Origin of the sequence: Achromobacter sp., from assembly GCF_050285585.1 — a bacterium.
GTDB lineage: Bacteria > Pseudomonadota > Gammaproteobacteria > Burkholderiales > Burkholderiaceae_B > Achromobacter.
The window spans coordinates 46,090-61,450 of the sequence record NZ_JBLZXF010000019.1; the positions used below are offsets into that span (position 1 = coordinate 46,090).

The window sequence follows — 15,361 nt, forward strand, 5'->3', positions numbered from 1 at the left end:
TGCCGGGCCTGTTTCATGGCAAACCCCAGTTGCCGTGCCGGCATGCTTGCCGGACGATGAGCGCTTTTCATTCAGATAGTGTGGGTGTCTTCCATGGCTCTCGGCGCAGCATCTGATTCTTTCCTGCTGGACCTCTATGCCTGCTGCGCGGACGCGAGCCGCTGGGCCGGCGTGCTGGACCAGTTGTGCAGCGATGTCGGCGCGCATTCCGCCGTGCTGCAGTGCCTGGACATGGAGGGCGCGCGCGCCGTTCCCTATTGGGGGGCGTACGACACGCGCATCGACATGGATGCCTATCGGGCGGAGGTATCCGATGCCCGCAATCCCCGGCTGGAAGCCTGGCGCCTGCAGCGGGTGGCGCGACGGCCGGGCAGAATGGCCACCGACGGCGAACTCTTCTTGCCGGAAGAGGCGCCTGTGCGCGACCGCCTCCATCTGCAATTGCGCCGAGCAGGGCTGGGACGTTTCATGGGGGCCATGGCGCCCATGGGCGGCACGCGCTGGGTGGCCATCGCGGTGCACCAGGATCCGCGCGACGAAGGCGGTTTTTCGCCGCGCCGCATGGAGCGGCTGCGCAAGCTCACGCCGCACCTGCTGCAGGCCGCCACGCTGGCGCAGTCGGTGGGGCTGGATCGCTGCGTGTCCTCGCTGGTCAGCCGCTACCTGGAGGCTTGGCCCTGTGCGCTGCTGCTGTGCGATGGTTCTGGCGGGCTGTTCTGGTCGAACCGCCGCGCCCGGGAAGGGCTGGACGGCCGCGGGCGCCTGCTGTTGCGCGACCGACGGATCTGCGCGGACGCCGCAGGGCAGCCGCGGTTCGCGCGCGCGCTTGCGCAGGCGTCGCAGGACGTCGCGCCGGTATTCCTGAGGCTGGAGAACGGGCAGGGTCGCACGCAGCTCGCGCTGCAGCGCCTGGAGGCGCCACAGGCGGACGGCGCCGGCCTGGTGCTGGTATCGCTGGTGGACGAGTCGCAGGCCGGCGCCCCGTTTCCCGTGGCGGCGTTGCGCGCGCTGTTCGACCTCACCGAGGCCGAGGCGAGGCTCGCGAGCGCGCTGGTGGCGGGAAAGACGGTGGAGGAATACGCGCGGAGCCGCCGCATCACGGTGGGCACCGCGCGCTACCAGTTGAACCAGGTGCTGGGCAAGGCCGGCGCGCACCGGCAGGCCGATTTGGTGCGGCAGGTCCTCTGTTCGGCCGCCGCCCACATGATGGGCAGCCACGAGGGCGAAACGCAGGCCTGAGCGGGCGCGCGCCTTTACATCGGGCTGCCGCTGCGCAGGAAGGCGCGCGCCCGCGCGATCCACGGGTGCCCCTCGTCCACGCAGCGGCTGCTGGCGGCGAAGTGGTCGTGGCCTGCATAGACCTCCGCTGCCGCCGCCACGCCAGCCTGACGCAGCAGATCCTGCATGGCGAGCGCTTCGGCGGCGAGCGCGCCCAAATCATGTTCGCCTGCGCCGAGATAAAAGGGAGGAGCCTGCGGTCCGACATGCCGTATCGGGCAGGCGGTCGGCACGTCGGCGTCGTCCGGAATGAAGCGCCGCCGTATGGCGAGCGCTGCGGCGCCGATCGCGCTGCCGCCGTCGTAGTCCAGATCGTACAGGCCGCTGATGGGCAGCGCGCCCTTGAGCACGCGTGCGGGCAGGCCGCGTTCGTCCAACCAGCGGCGGTCCAGCGCTACCAGGCTGGCCAGGTGGCCGCCTGCGGAGTGGCCGCCAAGAAACAGACGCTCGGGATCGCCGCCGTATGCGGTGACGTTGCGCCAGGCCCAGTCCACCGCGGCGGCGACGTCGCGCACCGCGGCGGGATAGACATGTCCGGGCGCGAGCCGGTACGAGATTGAGATGAAGAGGGCCGGGGTCGCCGTCACCGCCGGCGCCATGAATCCCATCCATTCCTTGCAGCCCAGCGAGAACGCTCCCCCGTGCACGAAGATCAAGCAGGGCAGGCCCTCGCGTCCGCCCTTCGGCGCGTAGAGGTCCAGGCGGCAGCCCGTGGCGTCGTCGTAGGGGATGTCGGGATGGTAGTGCAGGCCGTGGTTTGCGGCGGCGAGGCGGGAGCGCTCAAGCACTTGCGCGGCGTAGGCGTCGCCGCCGGGAAAATTGGCGCGCGCGGGCGCTTGGGGAAGATCGAAGGCCATGGCTTTCCTCAAGGTCAAGAACGGACAGAAACCCCGCGGGCCTTGCGGCCACGCGGCGAGACGTTGGGGCCGGCCTGTGCGGACGGCCCTCTGGCTGTCGGTCTTGCGGCAGGAGGAGAGCGGCGCGCCGTGGAACTGCCGAGCGGCGCCGTGCCGTGTATGACGTAACGGCAATTTTAGGCTTGAAGCATTTTGCCCGCAAGACCAGGGCGAGGCCTCAGAACACATAGCGCATCCCTACGCCCAGCGCCCGGATGTCCCCGCCGCGCGCCGCCGGCGCGACTGCGGTGTCGCTCGACAGCAGCGAGAAAGCGCCAGCGGCGCCGTTGTTGACCATGCCGTAGGATGCGTACAGGGAAACGCGCCGCGAAAGCGCATGGATGTAGCTGATGCCCAGCACCATCGCCTCGCCTGGCCGGCTTCTTCCCGACACGTCCTGCCGCATGTGCTGGACGTTGAACGCCAGCACGCCCGCGCCCAACCGCAAGGACGCGCCTGCCCAGATATCGCTGCCGTCGCCGCTGCGGCCGGGATGGCTCACCCGGAAATAGCCGCCCGCAAGGGTGTAGTCGCCGCTGGTGTACTTGAGCCCGACCAGCATGTCGCGGCGCAGCCCCGTGGCGCCGGTATAGGCGGGCGGGGAGCCAGCGATTTCGGGCAGGCGTAGCAATTGGTAGGAGCCGTTGAACGTCAGGGCGCCCCGCGTGTAGTCCAGGGATGCGCCGATCATGCGGCTCGCGCTGCGGGGCTGCCCTGGCGGCGAGCCTTGTGATGCGCCGTGCGCCGCCGCGGGCCCCAGGCTGACCATCAACCGGCCCCGCAGCCCGGCGACGCGGGGCGACGTGTAGAACACGGCGTTGCTGGCGCGCCCGAACCGGTCCGACCCGGTGCCAGACAACAGCACGATCTGTTGCATGTTCCCGTAGGATCCCAGTTTCAGCGGATCGCTGTCCAGCACCGCCCAGTACAGCGGCGTGTAGTCGCGGCCCAGTTGCAGCATGCCGTAGCGGCCTTCCAGGCCGACGAACGCGCGGCGGTTGAACCCCTTGCCGACCACGCCGTTGGGCGCCTGCGGCGTGGCGCTAGACGGGTCGCCGAAGTAGGGCTTGTAGGCGCCGGAATTGGATTCGAAGCTGGTTTCGAGCTGGAAAAAGGCGCGCAGCGACCCGCCCAGGTCTTCCGTGCCGCGCATGCCGAACTGCGATCCGCTGACGATGCCGGACTTCATGGAGGCGGACGTCGCGGATCCGTTGTCGACCAGGTTCAGGGCCGCGTCCACGACGCCATAAAGGGTCAGGCCGGGTTCTGCGCGGCAGTCGGCGCCGGCCGCGGCGGCGCAGAAGATCGCCGCGATCCGCAGGGCGCGCACTCTCATGGCCTGCCCCTTCCGGTCCTGGCGTTCTGTCAGCATCAGCCGGCCGCAGGTCGATAGCCGCCGTATTGCTCGCGCAGCTGTTTCTTGAGCACTTTGCCCGTGGCGCCCAGCGGCAGGGCCGGCACGAACAGCACGTCATCGGGCATCCACCACTGAGCGATGCGTCCTTCGATGAAGCGCAGCAGTTCCTGTTTGCCGATCTCCGCGCCGTCGCGCGGCACCACCAGCAGCAAGGGGCGCTCGTCCCATTTGGGATGTGCAATGGCGATGCATGCGGCCTGCTGCACGCCGGGATGTTCCATGGCGGCGTGCTCGATCTCGACCGAGCTGATCCATTCCCCGCCCGACTTGATCACGTCCTTGCTGCGGTCGACGATCTGCATGTAGCCGTCCGCGTCTATCGTGGCCACGTCGCCGGTGGCGAACCAACCCGCGCCGGCGGTTCCGGCGCCATAGTCCTCGCCGAAGTAGCGCTCCATCACCCAGGGGCCGCGCACCAGCAGCTCGCCCCGGGTTTTGCCGTCCCAGGGCAACTCGTCGCCGCGTCCGTCCGTGATCTTCATGTCGATGCCGAAGACGGCGTGCCCCTGTTTGCCCAGGATGGCCAGCCGCTTGTCTTCCGGCAGCGCGAGATGCCTGCGCTGGACCACGGCGGTCGTGCCCAGCGGCGACAGTTCCGTCATGCCCCAGGCGTGCAGCACTTCCACGCCATGGCCGTCGCGCAGGCTGCGCAGCAACGCGGGCGGACACGCGGCCCCGCCGATGACCGCGTGGCGCAAGCCCGACAGGATCAGGCTGTTGCGTTCCGCGTGGGCGAGCAGGCCCAGCCACACGGTCGGCACGCCGGCCGCCGACGTTACGCCTTCGTCCTTGATCAGCGCATGCAGCGAGGCGCCGTCCAGCGCGGGGCCGGGCAGCACCAGCTTGCAGCCGGCGAGCGGGGCGGCATAAGGTATGCCCCACGCATTGACGTGGAACATGGGCACGGCAGGCAGCACCACCGTGCGCGAGGACAGATTGAGCGCGTCGGGCAGCGCCACCGCGTAAGCGTGCAGCACCGTGGACCGGTGCGAGTACAGCACGCCCTTGGGCTGGCCCGTGGTGCCGGACGTATAGCACAGGCCGCAGGCGGATTCTTCGTCCAGCGCCGGCCAGTCGTAGGTTTCCGGCTGGGCGGCCAGCAGATCCTCGTAGCACAGCAGATCGGGCAGGGCGGCGGAGGACGGCATGTCCTCGCGGCCGCATAGGGCGACATAGCCTCGCACGCCGGGGCATCGCGCCGCCACCGCTTCCAGGAGGGGAAGGAAGCCCACGTCGAAAAATACGTATTGGTCGTCCGCGTGGTTGAGCAGGTAGGCGATCTGGTCGGCGTGCAGCCTGGGGTTGACGGTGTGGACCACGGACCCGGTGCCGGACACGGCGTAATAGAGTTCCAGGTGCCGGTAGCCGTTCCAGGCCAGCGTCGCCACGCGTTGGCCCGGACGCACGCCCAGCGCCGCCAGCGCATGGGCCAGTCGCTGACAGCGCCTGTGGCAGTCGGCATAGGTGTAGCGGTGCACGTCGCCCTCCACGCGGCGCGACACGATTTCCACCGTGGCGAAATGGCGGGCGGCATGGCGCAGCAGGCTGGAGACGAGCAGGGGCTGGCGCATCATCAGGCCGGCGAGCGCAAGCGGGGGATTAGGGGGCATGTGGAGCTCCATATCGTGGGCGGCGCGCAGACGCGCCGGGGCCGGCGGCGCCTGGGCCGACGGGGGCATTGCACAGGGAAGCGGGCGAGGAAGGCCCGCGCGTTCAGGGCGCGGGGGGCTGCTCGTCGCGCAGCGCCTCGTAGGGCTCGCGCGAAAGGTCCAGCAGGAGCTGCGTGATGGCGGCGGTCTCCCGGCGCATGCGGCCGTAGTCCACCTTGTCGGCCGTGGTGACGCCGTAATTCAGCAGGTAGTCCGGCCCGGTGATGTAGTTGAGCGTGGGCAGGCGGGCGCCGCCCCAGAAGTACTGGCCTTCGCCCGGCCATGAGGCCGAGTTGGGGCCTCCGTCCGCGTCCGGATTGAGCGGGGGCATGACGAAGGCCGGCGCCGCCTGCGCGTTGCGCAGCATGGCCGAGGCGGCACGCACCAACGCGGGAATGCGGGGTAGGAAGATCGCGGCGGGTTCGTCGCGGCCGGTCGGCGCCAACCTGCCGTCGGGCCCGGGCAGCCATTCCGTGGCGCCCAGGTGTTCGATCGTGACGATGCTGGCGATGCGCCCACGCAAGCCATCCTCGCGGTGCCGGGCCAGGAAGCCTTGTATGCCCACGCCGCCCGCGAAGTGGCCGCTGGAGAGCATGATCATGATGCTGCGGGGCAGCGCCTCGCGCGGGAGGCGGGCCAGGTACTGAGCGATGTCGACGATGGCGTTGGGGCCGTTGTCCTCGATGCCGTTGGTGCCGTCGGTATGGCTGTTGATCACGGTCAGTTCGCTGCTGGCGCCGGGAATGATGCCGATCAGGTTGCGCGTGACGACCTCTTCGGCCTGCGCGTCCAGCACCAGGCGCAGCCGGGCGCCGGACGCCGCCAGCGCTTTCAGGCGCGCGCCGGCCTCGCGGTCTACGTATACGCCGGGCAGTTTGCGCAGTTCGCGGTCGTAAGGGGCGTACAGGCCCGCGGCGATATCGGCGGGCTCGTCCAGGACGGCGACCACGCCCGCAGCGCCAGCGGCCTGCAGCGCATCCAGCGTCTGCACCAGCGCTTCCAGTATCTGGTAGGGACGCGCATACGGCGCGCCGGGCGGCAGTGCGTTGGCGGGGTCGTGTTTGTATAGCGCCATGGCATGGAAGAAATCGCTGGTCAGCGCGGGCTCGGGCAGCTCTACCACCACGATGCTGCCTGCTACGCCGCGGTCCGGGTGCTGGCCGGCCGACAGGTAGCGCATCGGCGCCACCAGGCCCTGCGCGCCGGTGCTGCCGGAGTAGGGGATATACCCAGCAGTCCGGATTCGGTCCGTGCCGTCGGCCAGTTCCAGTGACCAGCGCCGCGCCTCCCAGCGCGTCATAGTCACCGGTTCGAAGTACAGCTCCGGCACGCCCGCTTCGCGCAGGCGCTGGTGCAGCGTGTCGACGTAGGCTTCATGCGCAGGCGAACCCGTGTCGCGCAGGCCACGCCGGTCCAGGTCCTCCTGCCATGCGCGTAGGCGAGTCTCGGAATGGAACTGTGTCCGGTCCACCTCTATCGCCGCCTGGGGCGGCAGCGCACCGGCCGGTGCACGGGGCTCCCGGCCGCTGGCGCAGGCGGTCAGTCCGCAGATCAGCAAGGCCGCGCCCACCGCGCGGCGCAAGCGCCATAACCGCCCTGGTGCATAGAGCATGCGTGTCTCCGTGGTCTTTGTCGTTTACGCGAGCGCGCCGTCGAGGGCGCACAAGCCGATTATTCCCGCGGGCGGTCCTCGGGGGCAGACCTCCAACGAGGGGTATTGGCCCCCCGAAAGCGGGAATCGCGGCGCTTGTGCCCTTCAGGAGGGCGGAGCGATCAGGCCGAGCTTGATGGCGCAGGCCACGGCTTCGGCGCGCCGCTTCGCGTTCAGGCGCTGCATGATCTTCTTGACACTGTCCTTGACCGTATGCGGGCTGCGGCAGATGATGTCCGCGATCTCGCTGTTGGAGTGCCCTTGCGCCAGCAAACCGAGGATGCGCAGGTCGGCCACGGAGAGCCCGTGCTTCTGGGCCGCGAGCTGATCGAACGCATGCTGTACTTCCTGCAGCATCTCGCCGCCCGCCGGCCCTGCGCCGGGGTCGGCGTAGACCAGTTCGGCGATGCGCGCATACATGGCCATCGCGATGCGCGTGCGTTCTTCCAGCAGGGTCACGCGCTGCGACTTTTCCGTCACCAGCGTCTGCAGCGCCTTGATCGCGTTGATGTCCCGGGCGATGCCCTGCCTGCCCACCATCTCGCCATCCCGGACCAGCGCGCCGGCGCGCACTTCCAGATGCACGACGCCGCCGTCGGGCCGGCGCGCCTCTACTTCGAAAAATGGCGTCCGTTCCTGGCCGAGCAAGCCTTGATGGTAATGGCGCGTCGCGACCAGCGCGGACTCCGCGGTCAGGATCTCGGTGAATGGGCGGCCCAGCAGGGCGCAAGGCTCATAACCCAGCACTTGTTCGGACGCCTGGTTGAGGTAGGTGAAACACCCTTTGAAGTCGAGGGTATAGATGAGATCGCCGGCGGCTTCGATCAGCGCCTCGAAGTCGGGCGCCTGGAAACGCCGCGGCTGGCCGGGAAGGGAACGGGGCTGCGTCATGGAGTATGTCTTCATGGCTGTGGTCCAGGCGGGGAGCGCGGGGCTGCCGCTACTTTTACCCCAACTGGCGCAGCTTGGGCAAAGCGCGCGCGCCGTGAAGGACTACATGAACGCCTCGGCCGCCGGGCTGGCCGAAGGCCAGGGCGCGGGCAAGCGCCGCTAGCGGGCGTTTTTCTGGTCAGAGCACCAGTTTCAGGCCGATGATGAACATGGCCGCGGCGACGAAGGCGTCGAGCGCCCTCCAGGCCCGCGGGTCGGCAAAGACGGGCCGCAGCAGGCGCGCGCCATAGCCCAGCGCAAAGAAGAACGTAAACGAGGCGCAGATCGCGCCCAGCGCGAAGGCCAGCTTGTGGCCGTCATACTGGCTGGATACGGAGCCGAGCAGGACGACGGTATCCAGGTACACGTGCGGATTGAGCCAGGTGAACGCCAGGCAGGCCGCGAGCGCGGCCCATCGCCCCGCGGCGGCCCGGGACGACGGCGCCAGACTAGCGTGGCGGCGGCTCAGCGCGGATCCCAGGCTGCGAGCGGCATAGAGGAAGAGGAACGCCGCGCCGCCGTAGCGCAGGGCGGAATCCAGCCAGGGCAGGGTGGCGACGGCCAGTCCGAACCCGGCCACGCCCGCCCCGATCAGCACGGCGTCCGACAGGGCGCAGGTCAGGCAGACGGCGAAGACATGTTCCTGCCGCAATCCCTGGCGCAGGACGAAGGCGTTCTGCGCGCCGATCGCCATGATCAGGCTCAGGCCGAGCAGGAAGCCGGGAAGGAAAGCGGTCGTCATGGATACCCTTGTGCGAAAGGGCGACAGGCTAACCGTTATGGAATGATTAGAAAAACTAAAATCGCTAATCTGTATGTAGCCACGCTAACCATCATCCCGGGCAGTCGCTTGCGCCGAGTCCAAGCCTTTCCGTCCCGCTGTCGCCAGATGCTCCAGCAGCAGGCCGGCGGCGGCCGGCAGGCTCTTTTCGTCGCGCATGCAGACCGCGAAGCGCCTGCGGCTCCACGGGTCTTTCAGCGGCAGTACCCGCAATCCATGCGCCAGCGCATAGGGCATGGCCACTTCCATGGGCGCGACGCTGATCGCCAGGCCGGCGAGCACCACGCGGAAGGCGGAGTCGAAATTACTGACCGTCACCCGGTGCCGCAGCGTCTTGCCGATTTGGCTGGCGGCGGCTTGCAGCATCCGCAGCACGGCGCTGGCGGCGGGCATGTTGACGTGCTCGTACTCCAGCGCCTCTTCGAACCAGACCTCATCGTGCCGGGCCAGGGGGTGGTCGGGGCCCGTGACCACGGCAAGCCGGTCGCCCCGGTAGGGGCGGGTATGCAGCCCGTGGAAATCGGCGGCGTCCCAGCAGATGCCCAGGCTGGCGATGCCTTCCTTGACGCCGCGCACCACCTCGTGGCTGACGCGCTCCTCCATGTCCACGCGGATATTTCGATGGGGCGCGGCTTGCAGGAACGCCGCGATGTCCTCGGCCAGCGATTCGGCCAGGACGGACGCCGTGGCCAGGATGCGGACCTGACCTTTCACGCCGCTGGCGTACGCGGCCATGTCGCGCTCGACTCGTCCCGCGCTGGCCAGGATGGCGCGCGCATGCTCGAGCAGCGTTTCGCCCGCCGCGGTCGGCTCGACGCCGCGGCGCTTGCGCGTCAGCAGCTTGGTGCCCACGGTGTCTTCCAGCTGGGCCAGTCGCTTGCTGATGGCGGAGCCGACGATATTGGCATGCTGGCCGGCCCGGGCGATGTTGCCGGTCTCGCAGACGGAAATGAACAGGCGCAGCGTCGTGATGTCCAGGTCGCGCATGGGATCGGTGGATTCCTGTGGTGTTCCGGTTTGGAATTTTAAGCGTTCCTTAATAGCGCTTGTGGATTGAATGAGAATATCTAAACTGGCGGCAACCTGATCGACCAGACACCGCGATGCCACCCGATTGCCTATCTCCCCATCCCCGCGCAGCCATTGTTCGAGAAGTGGGCTTGCGCGACGGCCTGCAAAGCCTGCCGGTGGTGCTGCCCACCGCCATCAAGCTCGAATGGCTGGAGGCGGCCTATGCCGCGGGCCAGCGTGAAATCGAGGTGGGCTCTTTCGTGCCTGCCCGCCTGTTGCCGCAACTGGCGGATACGGAGGAACTGGTCGCCCACGCCAAGCGCCTGCCGGACCTGTCCGTGTCGGTGCTGGTGCCCAATCTGAAGGGCGCCGAGCGGGCCTTGTCCAGCGGCGCGGACCTGATGCTGGTGCCGCTGTCTGCCAGCCACGCCCACAGCGTGGCGAATCTGCGCAAGACGCCGCAAGAAGCGGTCGCCATGCTGCGGGAGATCCGCGCCGCGCGCGATGCCGCCGGATCGGCCACGTTGATCGAGGGAGGGGTCGGCACGGCCTTTGGCTGCACGCTGCAAGGCCAGGTGCGCCCCGACGATGTGCTGCGCCTGTTGGAGGACCTGCTGGACGCGGGCGCCGACCGTGTAAGCCTGGCGGACACCGTGGGCTACGCGGATCCCGCCGCGGTGCGGCGCCTGTTCGAGCAGGCGCGCCGCATTGCCGGCGACCGGCTCTGCTGCGCGCACTTCCACGATACGCGCGGCCTGGGGCTTGCCAATGTGCTGGCGGCCCTGGAGACCGGCGTGACGCGGTTCGATGCCTGCCTGGCGGGCATCGGAGGCTGTCCGCATGCGCCCGGCGCCAGCGGCAACGTCAGCACCGAAGACCTGGTGTTCATGCTCGAAAGCATGGGCATCGGCACGGGCGTGGACGTGGACCGCCTGCTGGCGCTGCGCGACGCCGCGAGCCGGTGGCTGCCCGGTCAGCCCTTGCACGGGGCGCTGTGGCGCGCCGGCCTGCCCAAGACCTACTCCCCGCGTTCCCGCGCCGCCTGAGCGCGCCGCCGAATTCCACCCGAGCCCTTCCATGTCCAATACGCCAGACGCTTCTTCGCCCCAATCCCCGCGCTCGCTGCCGCTGGCCGGCCTGCGCGTGGTCGAATTCACCCACATGGTCATGGGGCCCACCTGCGGGATGGTGCTGGCCGACCTGGGCGCGGAGGTGATCAAGGTCGAGCCGGTGCAGGGCGACCGGACCCGGCACCTGCTGGGGGTGGGGGCGGGATTTTTCCCCATGTTCAACCGCAACAAGAAGAGCATCGCGCTGGATCTGCGCAGCGCGGCGGGCGCCGAGGCCGCCCGCAGGCTGGCGGCGAGCGCCGACGTGTTGGCCGAAAATTTCCGTCCCGGCACGATGGCCAGGCTTGGCCTGGACTATGCTTCCCTCTCCAAGGAAAACCCCCGCCTCATCTACGTGAGCCACAAGGGCTTCCTGCCCGGCCCCTACGCGATGCGCACCGCGCTGGACGAGGTGGTGCAGATGATGGGCGGGCTGGCCTACATGACGGGGCGTCCCGGGGATCCGGTGCGCGCCGGCACCAGCGTGAACGACATCATGGGCGGCATGTTCGGCGCGATCGGCGCCATGGCGGCGCTGATCCAGCGCGGCATTACCGGGCGGGGCCAGGAAGTGCAGTCGGCGCTATTCGAGAACAACGTCTTCCTGGTCGGCCAGCACATGCTGCAATACGCGATCACGGGACAGCCTTCCGCGCCGATGCCGGACCGGGTGTCGGCCTGGGCCCTGTATGACGTGTTCACCGTCAAGGACGGCGAACAGATATTTCTGGCGGCGGTCAGCGATTCGCAATGGCAGACCTTCTGCGACGCCTTCGGGTTCGACGACCTGAAGCGGGATCCCGCCCTGGCGACGAACAATGACCGCGTGCGCATGCGGCCCACGCTGCTGCCCGAGTTGCGCAGGCGCCTGGCGCCTCGCGGCGCGGCCGAGCTGGCGAGCGTGTTCGAGCGCATCGGCCTGCCGTTTGCGCCCATCGTCAAGCCGGAGGAACTGTACGACGACCCTCACCTGCGCGCGACCGGCGGACTGGCGGATATCCGCTTGCCGGACGGTGAGCGGGCAGGGCAGATGGCGGGCGCGGCCTTATTCCCGTTGATGATGGATGGAGAGCGCCTCGGGGTCAGGCAGCATCCGCCCGTGCTGGGCGCCGACACCGATGCATTGCTGGAAAGCCTGGGCTATTCGGCGGCCGAAATCGCCACGCTGCGGCAGCAGGGCGCGGCGGCGTGACGCAGTGGGTCCCCGGGCGGGAGCCGCAGAGGGAAACGCACCGCGGACGCGGGCGTCGAAATAAAACAGAAAGGAGACGGACATGGACAAGCAAGGGGCGGGTTGGAGCCGCAGAAGGATGCTGGGCGCGTTCGGGGCGGCGATGCTGGCCGCGCCGGCCCTGTCGTGGGCGCAGGGCGAGCGACCGGTGAAGTTCATCCTGCCGGTGGGCGTGGGCTCCGGCGTGGACACGATCACGCGCTCGGCGGGGCCGGCGCTTTCGGCGGCCCTGGGCCATACGGTGGTGGTCGAGAACCAGCCCGGCGCGGGCGGCATCGTCGGCACGTCGGCGCTGGTGCGTTCGGCGCCGGATGGCTATACCTTATCCATGCTGTCGAACAACCACGTCATTTTTCCCAGCGTGTACAAGTCCCTGCCGTTCGACCCCTTGGCGGACATCACGCCGATCAGCATGGTGGGAATGACGCCCTTTCTGCTGGTGGCGAACCCGCAGAAGGTCCCGGCACAGGACATCCAGGGGCTGACCGCGCTGCTGCGGGGCGAGCCGGGCCGCTATAACTATGCCTCGTCGGGCAACGGCACCATCCTGCACCTGGCCGCCGAAATGTACGTGCAGCAGGCGGGCGTGAAAGCCCGGCACATCCCGTACAAGGGCGTCGGGCCGATGATGGCGGACCTGATGAGCGGGCAGGTGGATTTCGGCGTCCTGTCGCTGCCTTCGGTCCTGCCGCAGGTAAAGAGCGGCGCCTTGACGGCCCTGGGCGCATGCGGCAGCGAGCGCATGGCGGCGCTGCCGGACCTGCCCACGCTGGGCGAGCAGGGGCTGCGGGATTACGAAATAGGCGGATGGTTCGCTGCGGCGGGCCCGGCAAGGCTTCCCGCCGCCGAGGTGCGCCGCATCTATGGCGCGCTGGATCGCGCTTTCAATTCGCCCGAGGTGAAGCAGGCGATGGCGGCGCAGAACAACAGGATCGTGCTGATGCCGCCGGAACAGACGGTGGCGTATTTCCGCGCGGAAATGGCGAAATACGCCACGGTCGTCAAAGGAGCAGGATTGGAATTGATGTAGCCAGGCTCAGCTGCCGCCCTGGTCCGCCGCGCGCAGGATGCCGTACAGCTTGTCCTTCAATTGCAGCTTTTCCTTCTTGAGCACTTCGACCTCGTTGCCGGAGGCTGGCTGAATGCCGGCCTCCATATTCTTGATTTCCTGGTCCAGGTCGTTGTGACGCTGGAAAAGCGCGGAGAAGTGCGCGTTCTCGGATTTCAGGCGGGTAATGAGTTGGCGGTATTCAGGGAACATAAGGGCCTCTTGAAAAAACCGGTTGGCGGGTACTGCGAAAGAGCTGTGAGCCAGAAGATCCTTGTGTTGTGGCTACCATGACACGCCAACGCCGGACGGTTGTCAACCGTCCGCCCGGGCGCGGCCGGCAGGCGCGTTGATGCGGCGCAAACGATATCCACAGGGCTGGGGATTCTGTCCTGTTTGGTGACGAGTGATTACATATTGGTCCGGGCACGGGGATACACTCGCATCCCCGTGGTCACATAACAGTGAAATGAAACAGCGCGCGCCCATTTACCGGCAGGTCTTCGAGCTATTCAAGCAGGACGGGCGCATCCGCCCCGGCACGGGGATGATCAGCGGCGTGATCGCGCTATTCCTGGCGATCCTGGCCGTCCTGGGCGTGCTGGCCTTCCATTTTCCGGCCTACCTCACGACGCCGGAGCTGCGCAGCTTCTATTCCGTGGACGCGATGCGGGCCCTGCTGTTCAGCGCGCTGCTGGTGTCCGGCACGATCGCCCTCGCCAACACCGTCCTGGGCCGCCAGCGCTGGCTGAACATCGCGGCCTTCGTCCTGGTCTGCGGCGCGGTGGCCGCCGGCGGCAGCGACGTGGTGGTGACCACGTCCAACACGGGCAACCACCCCTACCTGGGCCTGGATTGGTTCATCCTGGACCTGCTCGCTTCCAGCACCGTCTTCATCATCTTCGAAAAGCTGTTCCCGCTATACCCCGGCCAGCCGGTGTTCCGCGTGGACTGGCAGGTGGACATGAAGCACTTCCTGTTCAATCACCTGTCGGTGGGGGCGGTGCTGCTATGCATCAATTTCTTCGTGCACCGCCTGTTTTCCTGGGCAGCCTACGAGCCCCTGCAACAGGCGATCGTGTCGCTGCCCTATCTGGTGGAATTGTTCCTGGCCGTGCTGGTGGCGGACCTGGTGCAATACGCCGCGCACCGCGCCTATCACGAGGTGCCGTTCCTGTGGCGCATACACGCGGTCCACCACAGCACGCGCACGCTCGACTGGCTGGCCGGCTCGCGCCTGCATATCGTCGAATTGCTGATCACCCGCGTGGCGGTGCTGGGCGTGCTGTTCGCGCTGGGCTTCTCGAAGGCGGTGCTGGACGCCTATATCATCATCGTCGGCTTCCAGGCGGTGCTGATCCATTCCAATGTGAAATTGCCCTGGGGCTGGCTGCGCTACATCATCGTGACGCCGGATTTCCACCATTGGCACCACTCGTCGGATACCGAGGCGATCGACAGGAACTACGCCGCCCATCTGTCGTTCATCGACTACTTTTTCGGCACCGCGGTGCGCGGGGTGCGAAACCGCCTGCCCGAGAACTACGGCATCCTGGACAACGACATGCCGGGCACCTTCCTGGCGCAGCAGGCCTACCCGTTCGTCCGCAAGAAGTAGGCCGGCGGCGCCCCGCGCCACCGGTCCGGGTTTCCCGGCTACCTGCCCGCCTTGACGGTCGAGTACGCCGCCATCAGGTTGCGGTAGTCCGGAATGTGATTGGAGAACAGCGTCCCCAGGCCCTCGATGTCGTTGCGCCAGTCGCGGTGCAACTCGCAGGCCACGCCGAACCAGCTCATCAGTTGCGCGCCGGCCTGTTCCATGCGGCTCCAGGCGGCGTGGCGGGTCACTTCATTGAAAGTGCCGGAGGCATCGGTGACGACGAACACCTCGAAGCCTTCCTCCAGCGCCGATAGCGCCGGAAAGGCCACGCATACTTCGGTGACGACGCCCGCGACGATCAATTGTTTCTTGCCCGTGGCCTTGACGGCCTTGACGAAGTCTTCGTTGTCCCAGGCATTGATGTTGCCGGGACGGGCGATGTAGGGCGCCTTGGGGAACTTGTCCTTCAGTTCCTGCACCAGCGGGCCATTGGGGCCATCTTCGAAACTGGTGGTCAGGATGGTGGGCAGCTTGAAGTAGTCGGCCAGGTCGGCCAACGCCAGGACGTTGTTCTTGAACTGGTCGGGCTGGAAGTCCCTGACCAGCGACAGCAGGCCTACCTGGTGGTCGACCAGCAGCACCGCCGCCTGGGTCTTGTCGAGCTTCACATAAGGCTTGGTCATAGCATTCTCCAGGAAATGGGCGCCCGCGATGATCGAGGTCCTGCGGCCGATCGTCTTGGGCGCTGGGGGGGCAAATC

General features: G+C 67.9%; 15 protein-coding genes. 6 read left to right on the forward strand and 9 right to left on the reverse strand.

Annotated elements, in window-relative coordinates; all coding sequences use genetic code 11:
* Positions 1 to 93: 93 nt before the first annotated feature.
* Entirely contained in the window at positions 94 to 1,239 is a 1,146-nt protein-coding gene (locus ACN6PJ_RS21390) for a helix-turn-helix transcriptional regulator (protein WP_427997816.1), read from the forward strand.
* Between the two features lie 14 nt (positions 1,240 to 1,253).
* Here ACN6PJ_RS21390 and ACN6PJ_RS21395 read toward each other — a convergent pair whose 3' ends face one another.
* From ACN6PJ_RS21395 to ACN6PJ_RS21415, 5 genes are all read right to left on the reverse strand, one after another.
* Positions 1,254 to 2,135, reverse strand: coding sequence for an alpha/beta hydrolase (locus ACN6PJ_RS21395; protein ID WP_427997817.1), 882 nt, complete (start codon positions 2,133 to 2,135; stop codon positions 1,254 to 1,256).
* A 217-nt stretch (positions 2,136 to 2,352) separates the two neighbouring features.
* Positions 2,353 to 3,510 (reverse strand): porin, encoded by a 1,158-nt coding sequence (locus ACN6PJ_RS21400; protein WP_427997818.1) that lies wholly within the window; start codon positions 3,508 to 3,510, stop codon positions 2,353 to 2,355.
* Positions 3,511 to 3,545: 35 nt separating this feature from the next.
* A complete protein-coding gene (locus ACN6PJ_RS21405; RefSeq protein WP_427997819.1) occupies positions 3,546 to 5,201 on the reverse strand; it encodes a 3-(methylthio)propionyl-CoA ligase in 1,656 nt (551 codons plus the stop codon).
* Positions 5,202 to 5,304: 103 nt separating this feature from the next.
* Positions 5,305 to 6,852: a PA domain protein gene (locus ACN6PJ_RS21410; protein WP_427997820.1), complete on the reverse strand. Its 1,548-nt coding sequence runs from the start codon at positions 6,850 to 6,852 to the stop codon at positions 5,305 to 5,307.
* A 144-nt stretch (positions 6,853 to 6,996) separates the two neighbouring features.
* Entirely contained in the window at positions 6,997 to 7,797 is an 801-nt protein-coding gene (locus tag ACN6PJ_RS21415) for a helix-turn-helix transcriptional regulator (protein WP_427997822.1), read from the reverse strand.
* Between ACN6PJ_RS21415 and ACN6PJ_RS21420 the strand changes: the two genes are divergently transcribed.
* Positions 7,796 to 7,945 carry a hypothetical protein gene (locus ACN6PJ_RS21420; protein WP_427997823.1) on the forward strand — a complete coding sequence of 50 codons (150 nt, stop codon included), beginning with the start codon at positions 7,796 to 7,798 and terminating at the stop codon, positions 7,943 to 7,945. The two genes, ACN6PJ_RS21415 and ACN6PJ_RS21420, sit on opposite strands and share 2 nt — an antisense overlap.
* A 15-nt stretch (positions 7,946 to 7,960) precedes the next feature.
* Here ACN6PJ_RS21420 and ACN6PJ_RS21425 read toward each other — a convergent pair whose 3' ends face one another.
* Both ACN6PJ_RS21425 and ACN6PJ_RS21430 read right to left on the reverse strand, forming a co-directional pair.
* Positions 7,961 to 8,563: a LysE/ArgO family amino acid transporter gene (locus ACN6PJ_RS21425; RefSeq protein ID WP_427997824.1), complete on the reverse strand. Its 603-nt coding sequence runs from the start codon at positions 8,561 to 8,563 to the stop codon at positions 7,961 to 7,963.
* An 84-nt stretch (positions 8,564 to 8,647) separates the two neighbouring features.
* Positions 8,648 to 9,589, reverse strand: a complete 942-nt coding sequence (locus tag ACN6PJ_RS21430; protein WP_427997825.1) for a LysR family transcriptional regulator — start codon at positions 9,587 to 9,589, stop codon at positions 8,648 to 8,650.
* Between the two features lie 116 nt (positions 9,590 to 9,705).
* Between ACN6PJ_RS21430 and ACN6PJ_RS21435 the strand changes: the two genes are divergently transcribed.
* The 3 genes from ACN6PJ_RS21435 to ACN6PJ_RS21445 all read left to right on the forward strand — a co-directional run bounded on the left by ACN6PJ_RS21435 (position 9,706) and on the right by ACN6PJ_RS21445 (position 12,983).
* Complete coding sequence (locus tag ACN6PJ_RS21435) at positions 9,706 to 10,659, forward strand: hydroxymethylglutaryl-CoA lyase (RefSeq protein WP_427997826.1); 954 nt, start codon at positions 9,706 to 9,708, stop codon at positions 10,657 to 10,659.
* Positions 10,660 to 10,690: 31 nt separating this feature from the next.
* Entirely contained in the window at positions 10,691 to 11,914 is a 1,224-nt protein-coding gene (locus ACN6PJ_RS21440) for a CaiB/BaiF CoA transferase family protein (RefSeq protein WP_427997827.1), read from the forward strand.
* Between the two features lie 82 nt (positions 11,915 to 11,996).
* Positions 11,997 to 12,983 carry a Bug family tripartite tricarboxylate transporter substrate binding protein gene (locus ACN6PJ_RS21445; protein WP_427997828.1) on the forward strand — a complete coding sequence of 329 codons (987 nt, stop codon included), beginning with the start codon at positions 11,997 to 11,999 and terminating at the stop codon, positions 12,981 to 12,983.
* Between the two features lie 6 nt (positions 12,984 to 12,989).
* Here ACN6PJ_RS21445 and ACN6PJ_RS21450 read toward each other — a convergent pair whose 3' ends face one another.
* The gene (locus ACN6PJ_RS21450; protein ID WP_129528865.1) at positions 12,990 to 13,214 is read right to left on the reverse strand and encodes a YdcH family protein; all 225 of its coding nucleotides are present in this window, start codon (positions 13,212 to 13,214) and stop codon (positions 12,990 to 12,992) included.
* Between the two features lie 256 nt (positions 13,215 to 13,470).
* Between ACN6PJ_RS21450 and ACN6PJ_RS21455 the strand changes: the two genes are divergently transcribed.
* Positions 13,471 to 14,619 carry a sterol desaturase family protein gene (locus ACN6PJ_RS21455; RefSeq protein WP_427997829.1) on the forward strand — a complete coding sequence of 383 codons (1,149 nt, stop codon included), beginning with the start codon at positions 13,471 to 13,473 and terminating at the stop codon, positions 14,617 to 14,619.
* Positions 14,620 to 14,657: 38 nt separating this feature from the next.
* Here the strand turns inward: ACN6PJ_RS21455 and ycaC are convergent, their stop codons facing one another.
* The gene (gene ycaC / locus ACN6PJ_RS21460) at positions 14,658 to 15,284 is read right to left on the reverse strand and encodes an isochorismate family cysteine hydrolase YcaC (protein ID WP_427997830.1); all 627 of its coding nucleotides are present in this window, start codon (positions 15,282 to 15,284) and stop codon (positions 14,658 to 14,660) included.
* Positions 15,285 to 15,361: the final 77 nt, after the last annotated feature.